Source organism: Nocardioides zeae (genome assembly GCF_030818655.1).
GTDB lineage: Bacteria > Actinomycetota > Actinomycetes > Propionibacteriales > Nocardioidaceae > Nocardioides > Nocardioides zeae_A.
Window position 1 is genome coordinate 1,457,530 of sequence record NZ_JAUTAN010000001.1, and the last position, 18,465, is coordinate 1,475,994.

General features: G+C 74.4%; 14 protein-coding genes. 3 read left to right on the forward strand and 11 right to left on the reverse strand.

The window, feature by feature from the left end:
• The first annotated feature begins 92 nt into the window (after positions 1–92).
• The 3 genes from QE405_RS06965 to QE405_RS06975 are packed head-to-tail and all read left to right on the forward strand — an operon-like array spanning position 93 to position 2,349.
• Positions 93–887: an alpha/beta fold hydrolase gene (locus tag QE405_RS06965; protein WP_307199474.1), complete on the forward strand. Its 795-nt coding sequence runs from the start codon at positions 93–95 to the stop codon at positions 885–887.
• Positions 884–1,378: a GbsR/MarR family transcriptional regulator gene (locus QE405_RS06970; RefSeq protein WP_307199475.1), complete on the forward strand. Its 495-nt coding sequence runs from the start codon at positions 884–886 to the stop codon at positions 1,376–1,378. Before QE405_RS06965 ends, QE405_RS06970 begins: the two co-directional genes overlap by 4 nt.
• Positions 1,375–2,349: an amidohydrolase family protein gene (locus QE405_RS06975; protein ID WP_307199476.1), complete on the forward strand. Its 975-nt coding sequence runs from the start codon at positions 1,375–1,377 to the stop codon at positions 2,347–2,349. Before QE405_RS06970 ends, QE405_RS06975 begins: the two co-directional genes overlap by 4 nt.
• Here the strand turns inward: QE405_RS06975 and QE405_RS06980 are convergent.
• Genes QE405_RS06980 through QE405_RS07030 form a run of 11 tightly spaced genes read right to left on the reverse strand, consistent with a single transcriptional unit; the run spans position 2,334 to position 18,302 of the window.
• Entirely contained in the window at positions 2,334–3,209 is an 876-nt protein-coding gene (locus tag QE405_RS06980; RefSeq protein WP_307199477.1) for an enoyl-CoA hydratase/isomerase family protein, read from the reverse strand. The two genes, QE405_RS06975 and QE405_RS06980, sit on opposite strands and share 16 nt — an antisense overlap.
• On the reverse strand, positions 3,206–7,420 hold the full coding sequence (locus tag QE405_RS06985; RefSeq protein WP_307199478.1) for a CocE/NonD family hydrolase: 4,215 nt from the start codon (positions 7,418–7,420) through the stop codon (positions 3,206–3,208). The genes QE405_RS06980 and QE405_RS06985 overlap by 4 nt, the downstream gene beginning before the upstream one ends.
• Entirely contained in the window at positions 7,417–8,928 is a 1,512-nt protein-coding gene (locus QE405_RS06990; RefSeq protein ID WP_307199479.1) for an SDR family NAD(P)-dependent oxidoreductase, read from the reverse strand. The genes QE405_RS06985 and QE405_RS06990 overlap by 4 nt, the downstream gene beginning before the upstream one ends.
• Positions 8,925–10,244, reverse strand: a complete 1,320-nt coding sequence (locus QE405_RS06995) for a beta-ketoacyl synthase N-terminal-like domain-containing protein (RefSeq protein WP_307199480.1) — start codon at positions 10,242–10,244, stop codon at positions 8,925–8,927. The genes QE405_RS06990 and QE405_RS06995 overlap by 4 nt, the downstream gene beginning before the upstream one ends.
• A complete protein-coding gene (locus QE405_RS07000) occupies positions 10,234–11,559 on the reverse strand; it encodes a beta-ketoacyl synthase N-terminal-like domain-containing protein (RefSeq protein ID WP_307199481.1) in 1,326 nt (441 codons plus the stop codon). Before QE405_RS07000 ends, QE405_RS06995 begins: the two co-directional genes overlap by 11 nt.
• Entirely contained in the window at positions 11,556–12,353 is a 798-nt protein-coding gene (locus QE405_RS07005; protein WP_307199482.1) for an SDR family NAD(P)-dependent oxidoreductase, read from the reverse strand. Before QE405_RS07005 ends, QE405_RS07000 begins: the two co-directional genes overlap by 4 nt.
• 58 nt (positions 12,354–12,411) lie before the next feature.
• Positions 12,412–13,221: an SDR family NAD(P)-dependent oxidoreductase gene (locus tag QE405_RS07010; protein WP_307199483.1), complete on the reverse strand. Its 810-nt coding sequence runs from the start codon at positions 13,219–13,221 to the stop codon at positions 12,412–12,414.
• Positions 13,214–14,182, reverse strand: coding sequence for a ketoacyl-ACP synthase III (locus tag QE405_RS07015; protein ID WP_307199484.1), 969 nt, complete (start codon positions 14,180–14,182; stop codon positions 13,214–13,216). Before QE405_RS07015 ends, QE405_RS07010 begins: the two co-directional genes overlap by 8 nt.
• A 39-nt stretch (positions 14,183–14,221) precedes the next feature.
• Positions 14,222–15,307, reverse strand: a complete 1,086-nt coding sequence (locus tag QE405_RS07020) for a ketoacyl-ACP synthase III (RefSeq protein ID WP_307199485.1) — start codon at positions 15,305–15,307, stop codon at positions 14,222–14,224.
• Positions 15,304–17,028 (reverse strand): CoA-transferase, encoded by a 1,725-nt coding sequence (locus QE405_RS07025; protein ID WP_307199486.1) that lies wholly within the window; start codon positions 17,026–17,028, stop codon positions 15,304–15,306. The genes QE405_RS07020 and QE405_RS07025 overlap by 4 nt, the downstream gene beginning before the upstream one ends.
• Positions 17,025–18,302, reverse strand: coding sequence for a beta-ketoacyl-[acyl-carrier-protein] synthase family protein (locus tag QE405_RS07030; protein ID WP_307199487.1), 1,278 nt, complete (start codon positions 18,300–18,302; stop codon positions 17,025–17,027). Before QE405_RS07030 ends, QE405_RS07025 begins: the two co-directional genes overlap by 4 nt.
• Positions 18,303–18,465: the final 163 nt, after the last annotated feature.

An 18,465-nucleotide genomic window follows, 5' to 3' on the forward strand; every position in this document is an offset into this window, starting at 1 on the left:
TCGGCGAGAGGTCAGTCGGCGCCGGTCCATGGCGGCACACCGTGACGCGCGTAGCCGCCCGCCGGAGGACCTCGTGGCATATTCTGAATCGTATGAACGAGCCAGACGTGTCCCGTCGGGTGTGGTGGCAGCACGAGCCCGGCACGGGCGGAGCGACGGTGGTGCTCACGCACGGGGCAGGCGCGGACCACCACATGTTCGACCTGCTGCTCCCGCGCCTGCACGCCGCCGGTTTCGGCACGCTGGTCTGGGACGTCCCGGGCCACGGTCGGTCGCCGCTGGGGGAAGACCGGTTCAGCGTGGCGGAGGCGGGACAGGTGCTCGTGCAGCTGCTCGACCGGATCGGTGTGCGCGGCCCCGTGGTGCTGCTCGGCCAGTCGATGGGCGGCAACATCGCCCAGCAGGTGCTCCTGGACCACCCGGAACGGTGCGGAGCGCTGGTGGCGATCGGCTCCACGTCCAACACGCTGCCCGTGACGCGGTGGGAGCGGTTCCAGCTGCGCCTGGCCGGCCCCCTCCTGCGCCTGGTGCCCCGGAAGCGCCTCGTGCGCTCGATGGTGCGTGCCTCCGCGGTCACCGAGCCCGCGCGCGTCTACCTGGCCGACGTGTTCACCGCTCTGGGCAAGCGGCGGTTCGTGCAGGTCTGGGCCGGCGTCGCGCGTGCCGTGCGACCGCGGCCGGGGTACACCTCCGACGTGCCGCAGCTGCTGCTCGTCGGCGCCCGGGACGAGACCGGCAACATCGGCGACGCGATGCAGCGCTGGGCACGGCGCGACGCGCGGGCGCTCCTCGTGACGGTGCCCGACGCGGGCCACGTCGCGCAGCTCGACCAGCCCGACCTCGTCGCCGACGAGGTCATCCGGTTCCTCGAGAGGGAGGCGGCATGACCCACGACCCTGACCAGCACGCGTTCGTGGCGGACCTCGCGTCACTGATGAAGCGCTGGGGCCTGCCCCCGGTGACCGGGCAGCTGTACGCGTACCTCCTGCTCCAGGAGGACCCGGTCGACCTCGACACGATGGTCCTCGACCTCGGCGCCTCGAAGAGCGGGCTCTCGGTCGCGGCCCGCCAGCTGGAGTCGTGGTTCCTCGTGCGCCGCATCTCCCAGCCGGGCTCGCGCCGGATCCTCTACGAGGTCGACGGCGACATCGAGCGCCTGCTCAAGGTCAACGGGGTGCAGCTGAAGCGCTTCTCCAGCACGCTGCGCGACGGTGCGCGCGTGGCGCAGGGCAGCACGCAGCGGCGGCTCACCGACATCGCCGACCTCTTCGACGTGTACGTCGACGTGTCGAACGACGTGCTCGAGCAGCGTCGCGCCGAGCGCACCGGCCCGCCAGACCCCGGGCAGGTCGCCGCGCTGCGGGACACGTCGGCGTGACGGCGCCGACGGATCGCCCGCCGGTCGTCGACATGTGCGCGCTCCTGCACGACACCGATGGCTGGCGCCTCTACCTCGACCGGTTCCGTGTCCACGCGCCTGAGTACCTGTCGGTGTTCGGACGCGCCATGTGCCGCTACTTCGGTGCCGACCACGGGACCTACGCCGCCGCGCTGGCCCACGACTGGGACGCCGCCCTCGACGTGCTGCTCCCGCCGGACCGGCCCGAGCTCGACCTGGCCGCCCACGTCGCGGACCGGCGGGCGCGCGGTGTCGTTCGCGAGGTCGTGCTGGGCGGTCCCGGGCGACGGCCCGACGGGTGCTCGGACAACAACTGGCTGCTCGAGGTCACCCGCGCCAACCCCGACCACTTCACCGTGTGGGCGGGTGTCGCGCTGCAGCCCGGTGCCGACGCCGAGGTGGCGCGGCTGGCGGCCGACGGGGCCGAGGGGCTCTGCGTGATCCCGTTCCTCGACGGCACCACCGCGACCGACCCGGCGCACGACGCCTTCTGGGCGACGGCCGCCGCAGCGGGGCTACCGGTGTGGCTGCACACCGGGCACCACGTCGCCGCGAGCCAGCCGAGCGGCCTCGGGAGCTGGGTGGTGGTCGAGGAGCTCGCCCGGCGCCACCCGTCGCTGTGGCTCGTGGCCGGGCACGCCGGGTGGCCCGACGTCACGCACATGCTGCTCACGGCCGCCCGCCATCCCCGGGTGCGCCTGGAGCTCTCCTCGCACCGGGCCCGCACGATGACGACGCCGGGCTCCGGCTGGGAGGCCGCGCTGCAGCACGACGGTGCCCTCGCCCGGGGGCGCATGATGTTCGGCACCTCCGGCTGGGTCAACCCGGTGGCCGTCGACCTGCTCGCCGCGGAGGTCGCTGCGCTGCCCCTGACCCCCGGCACTGCTGCCGCATGGCTCGGCTCGACGGCGCTCGACCTGCTCGACGCGGTGGCTCAGCGCCCCTCGTAGCGGGGTGCCCGTCGCTCGGCGAACGCAGCCATGCCCTCGGCCGCGTCCCGCACCGTGTCGTGGGTGACGAGGTGGCAGCGGTCCTGCCAGCGCAGGCCCAGCTCGGCGGGCTGACCCCAGGTGCGCTCGCGCAGGTCCTTGAAGAGCGCGATGGCGCGGGTCGGCAGAGCAGCGAGCTCGGCGGCGCGCCGCCGACCGGCGGCCACGACGTCACCGGCGGGCACGACCTCGTCGACGAGACCGATCGACAGTGCTTCCTCCGCGGGCACCATGCGACCCGTGAGGTAGAGGTTGGTGGCCCGCCCGGGCCCGACCAGGCGTGAGAGCAGCACGACGTTCCCCACGTGACCCACCTGCAGGAGGCGGTTGCCGATCACGGCGTCCCGCCCCGCCACGCGGTAGTCCGCCGCGCACAACAGCTCGGTGCCCGCCCCGGCTGACGCACCGCCGACGGCGGCGACGACCGGTTTCGGCATCCGCAGCAGCTCCTCGCACATGCGGAGGTAGTGGGCGTCGTGGGTCAGCGCGTCGAAGGGGGTCGTGGCCGCGTCGCCATGCCGCCACGCCTCGACGCTGGCCACGTCGTCGCCCACGCAGAAGGCGTCCTCGCCGCCGGTCAGGAGCACGCACCGCACGTCCGGGTCAGCGGATGCGCGCACGAGCGCCTCGAGCATGGGTTCGGTCATCGCGCGCACCAGCGCGTTGCGACGCTCCGTTCGCCGCATCCGGACGACGGCGACGGCGCCGTCGAGCTCCAGCGCCAGCGGTCCCGAGGGATCGAGGGAGGCGACGAACGCGCCGTACCCGCCGCGCCTGCCCACCGTCGGGTCGGTGGCCGCAGGCGGGGGCCCGTCCGTCACCGGACCTTCACCGCCCGCACCGACAGGCCGGCCGCCTCGCGGTCCCACGTGCCGGGCGCGACCCCCTCCGCACGGAGCAGGTCCTTGCGCGGCTTGGCGGTGACCGTCAGCGGCAGGGCGTCGACGACCCGCACGTAGCGCGGGACCATGAAGTGCGCGAGTCGCTCCTGCAGGTGGACGCAGAGCGTGAGGGGGTCCGGTGGCGGGCCACCGGGCGGGCCCGCCACCACGAGCAGCACGTCGTCCTCGCCGTCGGCGCAGGGCACCGCCACCGCGGCGGCCTCCCGCACCGCCGGGTGTGCCAGGGCCTGGGCCTCCACCTCGAACGACGAGATGTTCTCGCCGCGCCGACGGATCGCGTCCTTGATCCGGTCGACGAACACCAGCGACCCGTCCGGCAGCTGGCGGAAGCTGTCGCCGGTGTGGAACCAGCCCTGCCTCCAGGCGGCGGCCGTGGCCTCGGGCCGCCCGAGGTAGCCGTGGCCGAACGACCACGGTCGGTGCGGACGCAGCACGAGCTCACCCACCTCCCCGGCCGACACCTCCGACCCGTCGCGTTCGACGACACGGGCCTCCACCCCCGCACGTGGCCGTCCCGCGAGCATCGGCACCGCCGGGGCATCGAGGGCCATCACCGGGCACGCCACCTCCGTCATGTTGAAGAGGGCGTGCACGCGGACGCCGAAGCGCCGACGCAGCTCGTCGGCGGAGGCGCCGAGGGGGATGACGAACATCTCGCGGAGCGGGTGGGCGCGGTCCGCGGGACCGGGTGGCTGCTGGAGCAGGTACGACGCCATCACGCCCAGCAAGGTGCAGGAGGTCACCTTCCGCTCGCGCACGACGTCCCAGAAGGTCGACGTGCGGAAGGACGGCACCACGGCCACCGACGCCCCGTGCAGCAGCATGCCGTAGACACCGATGGTGCCGCCCGCGTGGAACAGCGGCAGCTGCAGCAGGTAGCGGTCTGCGGGAGTGGTGCGCCCCCCGAAGGCCGCGGCGGCGCTGGAGTAGAGGTGCGCGTACGACGACAGCACGCCCTTCGAGGGGCCCGTCGTGCCCGAGGTGTAGATGATGCTCTGGGTGTCCTCGGCCCGCACCGGCTCGCCGGGCGGCTCGAAGACGTCGGCGTCCAGTCCCAGGACCACGGTGATGCCCCGCTCGGCCAGGGCGGCGACCTCGTCGGGCACCGTCTCGCCCGGGGCCGGCACCAGGACGACGGTGGTCAGGCTGCACACCGCCACGTCGAGGAGGTGCACGGCCAGGGACGGGCGCGTCACGAGGATCCGCGCACCGCAGTCGGCCACGACGTGCTCCAGCATGGCGCCGCGGTAGGCGACGTTGATCGGCACGACGACCGCCCCCGCGAGGTTGGTGCCGAACCAGGTCCGCAGCGCGTCGGGGCCGTTCGGCAGCCACGACAGCACGTGGTCACGCTGTCGGACGCCGAGCTGCTGCAGACCCGCTGCGGTCCGCTCGGACCGGTGCAGGAGCGTCGCGTAGTCCCACGTCCGGCCGTCCTCGAACACCGCGAAGGGTGCATCCGGCGTGCGCCGCGCCCGGTACCGCAGGAGGGGCTCCACCACGCACTGCCGGGGAGACGGCACCGTGGGGTCGCCGGGGTCGAGCAGCGGCGGGTCGGCCGGCGCAGGGTCGGCCGGTGCAGGGTCAGGGGGGACCGGACCGGGCGCGGCCCTCGTGGCCGACGCCGCCGATGCGTCCGAACCGGACCGCGGGCCGACCTCGAGGAGCAGCCGGCTGGCGCTGCCGCAGCCGTGGACGACCGACTGCTCGGTCACGGGGCGCAGCCCGTCCGCGACCATCCGGTCGAGCCCGGGGTTGCGGTCGTGCTGCGGGTGGTTCCCACAGGTCACGTGCAGGCGCAGGCGGTGCCCGGCCGGCACGTGCCACGCCGTGTCGCCGAGCAGCACCTCGGACGTCGTGGCGGCACCGGCCCGGAGCGGGTCGGGTCGGTGGTGGCCCTCGGCGAGGAGCGTCGAGCGCAGGTCCGGACCGACGTCGCACAGCCGCACCGCGAGGTCGGTCGTGGTGGGGTCGATGTCGTGGTCGAGCACCAGGCGCTGGCGACCGACGAGCAGCAGGTCCTCGGTCAGCGGCGCCGACGTCCAGGTCACGACGTCGGCGCGCCCGCAGAGGTGGGACTGCTCCTGCGGACCCGCGACCTGGGTGCCCAGCTGGAGCACCCGCCCGCCGTGGGTGCGGACCGGGTCGTCCGCGTCGTACGTGAAGCGGACGGACGCACTCGCGCCGTCGCCCGCGGGCCGAGCTCGCTGAGCGGGGTGCGGCTCGTGCACGAGCGGTCCGGGCGCGCCCGGAGCGTGCTCGCCGTGCGGCACCAACGGCACCTCCACGTGCGTGGTGCCGGGCGGTGGCCAGGCCGGGGCCGAGAGCCAGCGGTTCGGCCCCATCGCGAAGTAGTGGACAGCGTCCCCGCGCTCCTCCTCGGCGCCGGAGCCGTCCGCGTCGCCGCGGCCGACGTGGCGGTCGAAGAACTCCAGGTGCCGTCGCGCGAGACCACCGCCCAGAGCCGAGCCGAGCACGCCCGTGTTGACGGTGCCGCAGACCTGCGGCAGCTGGCCGCCGTGCACCCACGGGCCGACGACGAGCTCGTGGCCGACGTGGGGGTGGCGATCGACCAACGCGCGGTGCAGCGACACCGTGCCGTGGAGGAAGACGTCGAACCACCCGCCGACCGAGAGCGTCGGGATCTCGACGCCGTCGAGGTCGAGCTCGGACATGGTGGCGCGACGGCCCTCGACCACGTCGCGGAGCCGACCGGGGAACCCCTCGACGTCCAGGATCTCGGCCGCGGGCCGCGCCAGGACGGCGCACTCGGGGTCGGTGAGGAGCGCGGTGATCTCCTCGAGCACCCGGGGGTCCGTGCGGTGCCCTGCCGCGGCGCGCCGGCGGACCCACTCCGCGGCGGTGAGGGCCAGCCAGCTCGTCAGGTGGTCGAGCCGCAGGGCACCACCGGTCTGTTCCCGGTCGAACCCGGCGGACGTCGACATCGTGGGGGCGATGGCCCGCAGGTGGGGCGGACGCTCGGCGGCCGCGAGCCACTGCACGATCGCCTGGTAGGACGTCCCGGCCATGACGACGTTGCCGTCGCACCACGGCTGCGCAGCGATCCACTCGATGGTGTCGTGGCCGTCCGGGCCCTCCTGGGACCAGTCGAGCGGCGTCCACGGGCCGTCCGAGGCGAACCGGCCCCGCGTGTCCTGCACGACCGCCGCGTAGCCCCCGTCGACGCACTGGGCGGGGCTGAGGGTCCCCAGCGGTGCCGCCGACTTGTCGTAGGGGGTGCGGAACAGCACGACGGGCCGTGGCGCGTCGCCCTCGCGACGCCACACGTCCGCGCGCAGCAGCGTGCCGTCGCGCATCGGCACCGCCAGGTCGTGCTCGACCACCGTCCGGACGGGCGGGGGCGTGTTCGTGGCCCCCGCGCGGGCCACGCGGGTCATCGTGGCGCGGGCGTCGGCTGCACCGGCGAGGGGCTCGACGTTCACCACCGGCCCCACCGCCACGTGCCCGGGGCGTTCGAGCAACCAGACGACGGTTGCAGCGACGTCCTCGGGCGACAGCACCAGGTCGGGGTCGATCCCGAGCGCGGCCGGATCGGCGGCCAGCGGGGTGGCCACCCATCCGGGACACACGGCATGGGCGTGGATGCCGTGGTCACGGTTCTCGAGGTGCGTCAGCTCCGTCAGGTGCTGCAGGGCCCTCTTGCTCACGCCGTAGGCGCCGCTGCCGTGCACGGCCGTCCCGCCGACCGCCGAGCCGACGTGGACGATCCAGCCACGCCCCCGGCGTCGCATGCCGGGCAGCACGGCACGCGTGAGCGCGAAGGGCACCGTGACGTTGAGCAGGATCTGCTTGTGCCACGAGCCGTCGTCGACCTCGTGCAGCTCGCCCAGGCGGACCGCGCCCGCGCAGCCGACGAGGGCCTCGATCGGTCCGGCGAGGGCCTCCGCGCGGGCCACCACGGCGTCGACCCCACCGGTCTCCCGCAGGTCCGCGGGCGCGACGTCGGCGCGTCCACCCTCGGCGCGGATCGCCGCCGCGACCCGCTCCAGCTCGTCGCGCCGCCGCGCCACGAGCACGACGTGGCAGCCGGCGCGCGCCAGGGCTCGGGCGGTCGCCTCACCGATCCCCGAGGACGCGCCCGTGACGAGCGCGGTGCCGGGGGCCGTCACCGGTCACCGCCGTCCGCGCTCGTGTCGATCCAGCCCAGTCCGAAACCGCCGTCCACCCGCAGGTGTGTGCCGGTCACGGCCGCGGCGTGGGGCGAGAGCAGGTGACCCAGCACGGGGGCGACCTCCTCGGCGCTCCCGACCCGGCCGAGGGGGATCCGACTGATCCAGCCGTTGCGGTACGCCGGACCCGCCGCATCCCCCATGTCGGTGGCGATGATGCCCGGTGCGGCGACGTTGTAGCGGAGGCCGTGGCGGCCGACGGACACGGCGAGCGCGCGGGCGTGCTGCGTCAGCGCCGCCTTGCTCGGGCCGTAGTGCTCGAGAAGGGGGACGGGCACCAGCGTGTGGCTCACCGAGGAGACGGCGACGCTGGCGCCCCGGTGGGCCGTCTCGACCCACCGGGTCGTCAAGGCCTCGGTGACGTGGGCGCAGCTGAAGAAGTTGATCTCGAACGTACGGCGCCGGGTGGCGTCGTCGTCGGGTGCCGCGAGTCCGAGGTGACCCGCGGCGTACACGAGGTCGTCGACCCGTCCGGCTGCCCTCCAAGCCCGCGGCGCGAGTGCCGCCGCCGCGCCCGGGTCGGCGAGGTCCACCGACAACGTCCACGCCCGGCGCCCCTGCCGCACGACCTCGTCGGCCAGGTCCGCGAGCGCGTCCTCGCGGCGCGCCGCGACGACGAGGTCGGCACCGCGGCGGGCGAGGTGCAGCGCGGCGGCGCGCCCGATGCCGCTGCTCGCCCCGGTGACGAGGACGGTGCGTCCCAGCAGGTCCTCGGGGGGCAGCGGGGAGAGGTCCTCGGATCCGGGGAGCGCTGTCGGCGTGTCCGTCGGTCGTCGCCGGGCCGGGCGACCGCTACCGGGACGTGCCACGGCCGGGAAGAGCCCGAGCGACGCGCCCCCGTCGACGGGCAGGGTCTCGCCGACGAGGTAGCTGCTGGCCGGGTCGGTGAACAACCGCAGCGCGGCGGCCACGTCCCGCACGCCGACGTCGCGGCGCAGCGGCTGGTAGCGGTGGCGTGCGCGCTGCTCCGCCGCGGTGAGCCGGTGCCCGAAGATCGGGGAGAAGCCCAGACGCACGGTGTTGAGGAGCGCGCCACGCGCGGCGTAGGTGACGGCCAGGTCCTGCCACCAGGCCAGGTCGGCGGCGACCTGGCCCGCGAGCTCCGGCTCGAGCAGGGGCGGAGAGCCCCCGAGGTCGGTCACCAGCACCGCTCGAGCCGCCCCGCCGCGGGCGGCGCGCGCCAACGCACGGACCACCGCTCCGCGGTCGAGGCCGGCCGGGGGCACGGCCCCGAGCGCCGTGCAGCCCATGAGCGGCACGACGACCACCGCCGCGTCCGCGTCGTGGGCCGTCGACTCGACCAGACCGGCGACACCGAGCGCGGCGCGCAGGGCGCCCACGACCGAGGACGGCTGGTCGGACGTGCCGAGGAGGACGCAGGGCGTCCCGACGGCAGGCGGCGCGGTGGTGACGCGCTCGGGAGCGAGCGGGATCGGGGGGTGGGTCATCGCAGGGTTCCTCCCTCGAGCTGGAGCAGCATGCTGGTGGCGTCGCCCCCGGCGCCCGACGTGACGACGAGCGCGGCGTCACCGTCGTGGGGCGTCCCGGCGGCCCCGACGGGCCGCGCGAGGAGGCGCTCGTACGGCGTGAGACAGCCGGCGCTGGGGGCGACCCGGCCGTCGGCGAGCATCTGGACGGCAGAGATCAGCTTCACGAGGCCACCGGTGCCGGCGACGTGGCCGAACACGGCCTCCTGGTTGGTCACCAACAGCTCGTCGTCGTGACCTGTACGCCGTCGGACGCCGAGGAGCGCGTCGCAGAAGTGGTCCTCGACGAAGCGATTGCCGTCGGCGTAGTCGCTCAGGAAGGCGACGTCGCCGAGCCCCCGCCCGCTGCGGTCGAGGAGCGACAGCACGTCGGCGACGACGTTGTCCGGCGGCCCCGTCGCGACCGCGGACGGACCGTTGCTGCGGGACGTGGCGGCCAGGACCCGCAAGGCGGGCCGGTCGATGCGTGCGGTCAACGAGGTGCGCTCCAGCACCACGGCCACCGCTCCCTCCCCGGTCGCGTTGCCGCTCTGCACACGGTCGTGCGGGCGGACGTCGCGCGGGTCGTCGCTCAGGGAGGAGGCGCGGTAGCCGCTGCGGCCCTCGAAGGACGTTCCCGCCACGAACACCGGGTCGACCGTCGTGTCGACCCCCACGACGACGGCACGGTCGATCTCCCCGGCGAGGAGCAGCTGGTGCACGAGATGGACGGCGCGCAGCGCCACGTTGCACGACCCCGCGACGCTCAGGGTCGGGCAGCCCGTGCCGAGGCTGGAGGCAACGGTCCCGACGACGCTCGCCGGGGTCCCGGTCATCCAGTACCGCATGCCCAGCGCGGCCGGCCCCTCGGCGGCGATCGTGGCGTGGTAGTCCTCGAACTCCGGCGAGGCGAACTGCAGCGAGCAGGCGACGAGCAGCGAGCGCTCGTCGGAGAGGTCCGCGGCGCACAGTGCTGCGTCCGCGAGCGCGGAACGCACCGCGGCCAGCGCCATCCGAGCCGCCCGGGACGTCCGGGCGAGCCGCCGCTCGTCCAGCCCGGTGGCGGCCTGCTCGTCCCACGCGCCCACGGTGCCGGCGATCCGCAGCGGAAGTCCGGGCTGGTCGTACGGCGCCAGGCACGAGCGTCCCGCGCCCACCACTTCGAAGAAGGTCGCGAGGTCCGTGCAGGCCGCGCCCGGGCCCGGCAGCACCACGCCCGCGCCCGCCAGCGTCACCGAGAGCGTTCCCGCGGGACCGCGCGTCCCCCGGGTCGACCGGGACGACGCCTCAGCGCTCACGGTCGGCCCCCAGCAGCAGGGCGCTGTTGACGCCACCGATCTGGTAGTTGAACGAGAGGGCGTGCTCGAACGCGCGGCGCCGCACGGCGGTGCCGGCCACGGGGTCGAAGGTGAGGACCGGCGATGGCTCCTCGCACCCGGCGGACGGGCACACGGCACGCTCGCGCATCATCATGAGGGTCAGCGCGGCGCCCAGGTTGCCCAGGGGTGCGCCGCTGTGCCCGAAGGCGCCCTCCTGCGAGGACACGAGCAGGTCGTTCGGCGTGCCCCACAGAGCGGCGACCGCGTTGGCCTCGATGCGGGCGAACAGCGGATCGCCCTCGGCGCCGCCGTTGACGTACCCGATCTCGTCCAGGTCGAGGCGGGCCTGCTCCAGGCAGGCCCGGCTCGCCTCGACCAGCGCCGACCCGCTGGTGTCGATGCCCACGGCGCTGCCGAGACCCGAGCGGGTGGTCGCCTGCGCGCGCACCGTCCCCCAGTTGGACGCTCCGCGGCGGTCCGCGCGCTCCCGGCTCTCCAGCACCAGCGTGACGGCTCCGTCGCCGTAGTTCATGCAGTCGCTGCGCGCGTCGTAGGGCCGCATGCGACGGTCGTGGCGCGGCGCGGCCGGGGGCTCGTCGTTGTGGCGGGCCTGCACGGGCTGCTCCCGTTCGACCACCTCGCGCAGCGCGTCACCGTGGAGCACGCGCTCGACGTCGAAGCGGTCCGCACCGGTCACGACGACCAGGTCGCTCTGCCGCGTGGCGATGAGGGTGCGGGCGATGCCGAGCAGCACCGCCGACGAGGCACAGCCGCAGCTGACCGTGAAGCTGGGCCCCTGGCTTGAGCACAACGAGGCCTGGACCGCGCCCACGTCGCTGTTGGTCCCGGCGATCACGAGGGCCACGAACAGCGACTTGGCACTCGCGGCGTCGATGGTGGCAGGGTCGGCGTCGTGCCACGCCCGGTAGGCGTCGTAGTTGCTGTCGACGCCTGCGCGGGCCGTCAGGACGGCGGCGTCGCGGAGGTCCCCGGCAGCGCGGTCGAGACCGGCGTCGCGGGCGGCCTCGTCCAGGGCGACCGCCCCGTAGAGGTGCACGTCGGCGTAGCTGCGCAGGTGGCGGGCCGGCACCTCGGGGAACCGCGCGGCGAACTCCTCCCGCGCACCGTGGACGATGCCGTGGAAGAAGCCGTCGTTGTCGAGGTGCGAGCTACCTGTCGACGCGGTCCGCCACACGTCCGCAGCGGTGACGCTCGGGCGTCCGCCGGACCCAGGCAGGCAGAAGCCCATCCCCGTGACGACGGCGTCCCGCGCGCTGCGCTGCAAGGACGTCACAGGACTCCGCCGTCCACCGCGACCGACTGGCCCGTGGCGCCGTCGGAGAGGTCGGAGAGCAGGAACAGGACGTGGTTCGCGACCTCCTGGGGCTGGACCATGCGGCGCAGGATGGTTCCGTTGACGGCGCGCCGGAGGTAGCGCTCCCACGTCAGGTCAGCCGGCCCGTGGTGGCGGGCCAGGCTCGCCATGAACGCGTCGCCGTAGCGGTCGGCGTCAGTGGACGCAGGGCTCTCGACGAGCCCGGGGCTGACGGCGTTGACCCGGACGCCGAACGCGCCGAGCTCGGCCGCCAGGGACTGCATCAGACCGGTCAGCCCGAACTTCGAGGCACAGTAGGCCGTGTTGGCGGGCAGGCCGCGGGAACCGGCGATCGAGGTCACCAGGACGATCCCGCCGGAGCGCCGCTGCATCATGGTCGGCACGACCGCGCGACACACCCGGTAGGCGCCCGTCAGGTTGATGTCGAGCGTGCGGTCCCACACCTCCTCGGGCAGGTCGCACAAGAACGCCTGGTCCCGCGCCTCGGCGGCGCAGTGCACCAGCCCGTCGACCGGGCCCAGTGCCTCGGCGACCTCGGTCACCGCCCGGCCCACCGCTGCGGTGTCGCGGAGGTCGGCGGGGGCGGCCCACGCCGTGCCGCCGTCCGTCGAGACGTCGCCGGCGACCCGCCGCAGCTCGGACTCGTTGCGGGCGAGCAGGCCGACCTGGGCGCCCTGGGCAGCGAGCGTGCGCGCGACGACCTCGCCGATGCCGCTGCTGGCGCCGGTCACGAGCACCGTGCGCCCGGCCATCAGGCCCGCGCCTCGGGCCTGCTCCAGCTGCGCCGGGGCCTGCGCGGCCGAGCTCGGGCTAGACCACGACACGAGCGGGGATGCCTCCACCGTCCACCTCCAGGATCGTTCCGGTCATCGCACGGTTCGTGGCCGCCAGGAGGACGGCGTCGGCGACGTCGTCCTCGGTGCACCAGCGGCGTAGGGGCACCTGCTCGAGCATCGCCGCCATGTACGCCGCGTGGCGCGGACTCGCTGCCGTGCGGCTGCGCAGCGCATCACCGTCGATGACGCCGGGGGAGACCGCGAGCACGCGGATTCCCGCGTCGCCCAGCTCGACGGCCCAGGTGCGGGTCAGGGCCTCGACCCCGGCCTTCGCCGCTGTGTACGCCGACTGGGCGTAGGCACCGCGGCTGACCGTGGAGGAGATGTTGACGATCACGCCGTCGGTGCCGGCGCGCAGCATCGCCCCTGCGGCCCCACGGCCGACCAGGAACGTGCCGGTCAGGCAGAGGTCGATGGTGCGACGCCAGGCGTCGAGCGGGTGCGGGCGGAGGTCGACACCACCCGCGCCCGGTGCGGGCGAGCGCCGGCCGACGAGCGTGTGCGCGTAGTTGCCCCCGGCGTTGTTGACGCACAGGCCGAGCGGAGGGGCCTCCTGCGCGATGCGGTCGAAGAGTCGGGTCACCGCTTCCTCGTCCGTGACGTCCGCGGGGACGGGATGCAGCCGGAGACCCTGCGCCGCTCCGTCGGCCGCGCGGGCAGCGAGCGCCTGGGGGTCTCGTGCGCAGGTCACGGTGTGCCAGCCGGCGGCCGCGAGACGGAGCGCGAGGGCGGCACCGAGGCCACGGCTGGCGCCGGTCACGAGGGCGGTACGGGTCTCAGACATGGAGCAGCAGCCCCCCGTAGAACCAGCCGGAACCGACCGACGGGGTGAGCACGAGGTCGCCGTCCCGGAGTCGGCCGTCGGCACGCATCTCCGACAGGACGACGGGGATCGACGCCGAGCCGGTGTTGCCGATCCGCGCGAAGTTCGTGACGAAACGGCGCTCGTCGACGCCGATCGCCTCCTGCACCGCCCGGTGCAGCGCACCCGTCCCCGGGTGCGGTACCACCCAGTCGAGGTCCTCGATCCCGAGACCGGCGCGGTCGAGGAGTCGCCGCACGGTGTCGACGTGCGAGGCCACCGCGGTGCCGAGGAGGTCCTTGCGGCTCTTGATCCAGCCCGCGGGGGGCAACACCGTGGTCGCCTCGTGCTGCTCGCCGTCGCTCACCATGATGCTGTCGAGCAGCCCGAGACGCTGGTCGGCGCCATCGGCCCGGAGCACCACGGCGGCGGCGGCGTCGCCGACGATCTGCTCGCCGTGGCTGGTGGGGCGCACCCGCCGTGAGAAGCGCTCGGCGCAGACGACGACGGCGGTGCGCCAGTGCGGCGTGGCCGTCAACAGCGCCGCGGCCGTCTGCGTGCCGTGCACGAAGCCGGTGCAGGCCCCGCAGACGTCGAAGGCGAAGGCACGGCGTGCGCCGAGCGCACTGGCGAGCCTGGGCCCCCACTCCGGCACGAACTGCCGGTCGGTCCAGTTGCTCAGCACCACGAGGTCGACCTCGGAGGCGTCGATCCCGGCGTCCTGGAGCGCCCGCTCGGCCGCGACGGCGCCCAGGACGTCCGGCGTCTGCCCGTCCTCGGCCCGGTGACGCGACAGCACGTCCACCGCTCCCATCACGGCGGCGTCGACGGACGTGGCGTCCAGAACGGGCGGGGTGGGGTTGGTGATGGGTGCGCCGGGCAGGTGGTGCCCGTAGCCGGTGATCCTCAGGCCGCTGCGGGCCCAGAGCTGTGCCTCGTCCATGAGGTCCCTCTCGTGTCGGGGAATGAGGTGGGGCGGGGCTCAGGCGCGCAGGAGCATGCCGCCCCAGCTGAAGCCCCGTCCGATCCCGATCGCGACCACCAGGTCACCCGTGCGGATGCGTCCCGCGGCGAGGTTCTCCGACAGGCAGCTGGGGATGCTGACGCTGGAGGTGTTGCCTCGGCTCTCGATGTTGGTGAGCACCCGGTCCAGCGGCACGTCGAGGGCGGCGCAGACCTGACGGATCATGTTGAGGTTGCCCTGGTGCGGGACGAACCAGGCGACGTCGTCGACGGTGAGCCCGTTGCGCTCGAGCAGCTCCGTGCCGACCGCTCCGAGCAGGCGGGGCCCGAGGTCGCCGACCTGCTTGCCCTTCATCAGCATCTTGTCGTCGTCGTCGATGTCGAAGGCGTCGAAGTGGGTGCCGTCCGCGTGCAGCACCACGTCGATGAGCTGCGGGCCCGCTATCGCGGGCGTGCCGTTCGCTCCCGGCCCGGCGCCGTCGGTCGGCACCGACGTCCAGACTGCCGCCGCGGCACCGGCGCCGAAGAGGGCGGAGTAGCGGTAGTTGAAGTTCAGGATCGGACGCGGGTTCTCGGCGCACACCACGAGCGCGTTGCGCATGCCGAGGGTGGGCATCAGGGACGCCGCCACCGCGCTCCCGTAGAGGAAACCGGCGCAGGCGACGGCCGTGACGTCGAAACAGGTGGCGTTGACCAGGCCGGCCTGTGCCTGCAGCGGCAGCGAGATGTCCATGTAGCGGTTCGTCGCCGAGCTGGGGTTGACGCGGGGCCGGGTCGTCGATGTCGTGCCGACCACGAGGTCGACGTCCTCGGGCTGCAGGCCCGCGCGGTCCAGGGCGACCTCGACGGCACGGGCACCCATCTCGACGGCACGCTCGCCGCCGTCCTCCTCGGGCCAGTGTCGGCTGCGGACCCCGGTGCTGCGCTGGATCCAGGCGTCGTCGATCCCCAGTGCGGGGATGGCCTCGAAGAAGTCGTTGCCCACGGGCTCGCCGGGGAAGTAGTGAGCGATGCCACGGAGGCGGGTGGGCGCGGCGACGGCGAGCCCGGGTGCGGGGCCGACGACCGGCGGGGCCGGTGCCGGGGAGCGGTCGATGGTGGTCATCTGTAGTGGCCTTCCGGATCGAGGGAGCGGAGGATGCGCAGCTCGGACGAGGTCACGGGCTTCTCGGCGGTCGCACGGGCGCCGTCGCCCGGCCAGGTCGTGAGGCCGCGCAGCGCGCCGCGCGGGTCGAGGTCGGGCGGCGCGTCGGGAGGGGCGAGCCAGGTGGTGAGCGTGAAGTCCTGCCCGGCGTCGTCGCGACGGAACCAGCCGAACTGCGACACGACGTCGCGCACGCGGTCACCGGGGCTGGTGCGGTGCGCGACCCGGTCGACGTAGCGGCGTCGGGAGGCGGGCGCGACGACCAGGCAGTCCGTCGTGGAGGCGATGTCGTTGGCGCCGCCCGACCCGGTGATCCAGCGACCGTCGGGCAGCTGGCTCGTGTTGATCGTTCCGGTGCGGTCGATCTCGGCCGCGGACAGCACCCCGAGGCAACGCGGGTTGGCGGCGACCGCGCCGCCCAGCACCTCCGCGACCCCGCCGAGCATGGCTGAGCGGCTGGCGTGGCGCTGGCTGAAGAGGAAGACGTCGCCGTCGACGGGGTCCATGTCGAGGAACCCGAGCTCCGCGGCCACAGCCACCCGCCGCCCCCGCTCCTGGAGCATCCGTCGCGCCAGCCACGCCGCGACGTGCGACGTACCGATGCCGGCGAGCAGCGTGTCGTACCCACGCTCCTCCACGAGCGCGACCACGGCGCGCGCGGCCAGCACCGTGAGCTGTTCCTGCGTCGAGGCGGAGGACGGGGGGCCGGGCTCGACGACCCCCGGGCCCACGGTGGCCGCGGCGGCGGGCGGGGCCGACGGAGCTATCCGCGCCGGGGCTCCGTCCACCCGCAGCTGTTCCAGGTACTGCTCGTGGCCCTCTACGTGGACCCACCGGTCGAACCAGGCCTGCCTCCCCTCTTCGGTGCGGCAGGCCTCCACGATCTCGGTCAGGTGGTGGTAGTCGTCCAGGTAGCCCTCGACCCCGCCGATGCCGGCACTGCGCAGCGACTGGGGATGGGCGCCGTACGGGGCCTCGCAGATGCCCCGCACGAGGTGGCCCGGCACCATCACGTGGTCGGGTGGCAGCACGGCGTCGTGCTCGTCGACCACCCGTTCCACCGAGGCGAGGACGCCGTGACGTGCGGCGTACGCCGCCCACGCGCCCTCGCCCACGGGGGCCGCCAGGACGACGTTGCCGCGTCGGTCCGCGCAGGCGCCGTGCACGAGCGTCCAGTCGGGCCGCAACGGCGAGAGCAGCGTGACCTCCGTGCCGTCGGGGTGGGTCACGCGGGCCACGTGCTCGGTACGGGCGGCAGAGAGGTCCGACTCCGCGATCCGGGAGCCGGTCGTCGCCCAGGGCTGCCCGGTGGCAGCCGCCATGAGGCGCTGCGTGTAGGTGAGGAGCGACCACATCTCCACCTCGAAGGGCTCGCCGTCGGCGACGGCGCGGTAGAGGGGGTTGGGCCGGGGAGTCGGATAGGTGTCACCGAGGAAGCCCGTGACGACCTTGCGGACCGCGCCGGCGATCGTGAGGGCGTGGGCGCTGGAGTGGACGGCGGTCGTGCTCACGGTCAGCGACCGCCGCCCGCGGAACTGCCGGGCGAGTGCGTTGCCCAGGGCGTTGGGCCGCGAGAGCGTGGCTGCGAGGTGGACGTGGTCGTCCGCGCCGACGAAGGTGCTGACGAGGTCGTCGGGACCGCTGGCGTGGAACACGGCGAGCGACCCCGGGGTGGCCCTCACGCCCGCTCCATCGCCATGACGGACGTCTGGCTCCCGAAGGCGAACGACAGGGAGAGGGCGACGTCGATCGCGGCACGCCGGGGCCCCCCGGCGACGTGGTCGGTGTCGCACTCGGGGTCGGGCGCCACCAGGTTCGCCGTGGGGGTGAGGGTCTGGTGGTGCAGCGCGAGCGCGGTCGCGGCAACGTTGATGACGCCGGCCATGCCGAAGGTGTGGCCGTAGATCGGCTTGTTGGAGGTGTGTGGCGGAAGGTCCGCGTCGTCACGCCCGACGAACAGCGCCCGCAACGCTCGCGACTCGGCGAGGTCGTTGTAGCGGGTGGCCGTCCCGTGCCCGACAACCAGCCCGACCTGGTCACGGTCGCGGTCCGCAGCAGCGAGGGCTCGACCCATGACGCTGGCGGTGACCTTCCCTGTGAGGTCCATGCTCGTCCCGTGGGCCGCTTCGTTCGCGGGCGCGTGGGATAGGACACGGGCGTAGATCCGCGCGCCGCGTGCCCGCGCCGAGCTCTCCCGCTCGAGGCAGAGCGTGGTGGCGCCCTCGCCGAGCGCGAAGCCCTCACGGTCCGCGCTGTAGGGCCGTACGGCTCGGGTCGGGTCCTCCGACTCGCTGGAGAGCACACCCGGACCGAACGCCAGGTAGCAGCGGGCGACCTCGGCGAGCACCGGGAACTCGTGACCCCCGGCGAGCACGACGTCGGCACGGCCGCTGCGCAGCTCGTCGAGGGCGATGCCGACGGCGTGGTGCCCGCCGACGCAGGCGCTGCTGATGGTGGTCACCAGGCCCTGCGCACCGAGGTAGATCGCCGCGAGCGAGGCCGGGCAGCCCGCCAACCCCCGGAACATGGCGCCGCTGTCGCCGTACGGCGCTCCGCCGGCTCCCGGGTCCATGGCCGAGGCCCACCACGCCAGGGGGCCTCGCGAGGACGACTGGACGATCGAGACCCGCTCGCCCGGCACGTCGCCGCGCTGCAGGCCCGCGTCGGCCAGCGCCGAGGCGATGGCCGACATGGCGACCAGGATCTCTCGGCTGTACTTCGCGGCGTGCTCGTCCTTCAGCGCGGGGAGGTAGGACCGGTGGTCGAAGTCGCGGACCTGCGCGGCGGCGTGGACGGGGAGCCCGGCCGCCGCGGCGTCGAACCGGTCCAGGCGGGAGACCTGGGACCGGCCGTTGCTGACGTGCGACCAGAGGTCGCCCACGTCGTGGGTTCCGGGGAGCACCGTTCCGATGCCCGTGACGACGACGGGATCCTCGTGCATGGTGTGGTCGGCCATGGCACGACGCTAGGAGCCGTCGACCGTGCCTCCGTAGGCCCGCGCGGTACTGGAACCGGCGGGTAGCAGGACCGCGGGTACCGTGACCGACCTCACGAGCAGGGTCGACGGCCGCGACCGGGCATGGACGAGGGGCTGGTGACCCCTCGGGTCACCGGCCCCT

Excerpts from the sequence above, each read along its gene's own strand:
- QE405_RS06965 (WP_307199474.1), top strand. The coding sequence starts at position 93 with ATGAACGAGCCAGACGTGTCCCGTCGGGTGTGGTGGCAGCACGAGCCC.
- QE405_RS06970 (WP_307199475.1), top strand. The coding sequence starts at position 884 with ATGACCCACGACCCTGACCAGCACGCGTTCGTGGCGGACCTCGCGTCA.
- QE405_RS06990 (WP_307199479.1), bottom strand. The coding sequence starts at position 8,928 with ATGACCCACCCCCCGATCCCGCTCGCTCCCGAGCGCGTCACCACCGCG.
- QE405_RS07005 (WP_307199482.1), bottom strand. The coding sequence starts at position 12,353 with ATGGCCGGGCGCACGGTGCTCGTGACCGGCGCCAGCAGCGGCATCGGC.
- QE405_RS07010 (WP_307199483.1), bottom strand. The coding sequence starts at position 13,221 with ATGTCTGAGACCCGTACCGCCCTCGTGACCGGCGCCAGCCGTGGCCTC.
- QE405_RS07015 (WP_307199484.1), bottom strand. The coding sequence starts at position 14,182 with ATGGACGAGGCACAGCTCTGGGCCCGCAGCGGCCTGAGGATCACCGGC.
- QE405_RS07020 (WP_307199485.1), bottom strand. The coding sequence starts at position 15,307 with ATGACCACCATCGACCGCTCCCCGGCACCGGCCCCGCCGGTCGTCGGC.
- QE405_RS07030 (WP_307199487.1), bottom strand. The coding sequence starts at position 18,302 with ATGGCCGACCACACCATGCACGAGGATCCCGTCGTCGTCACGGGCATC.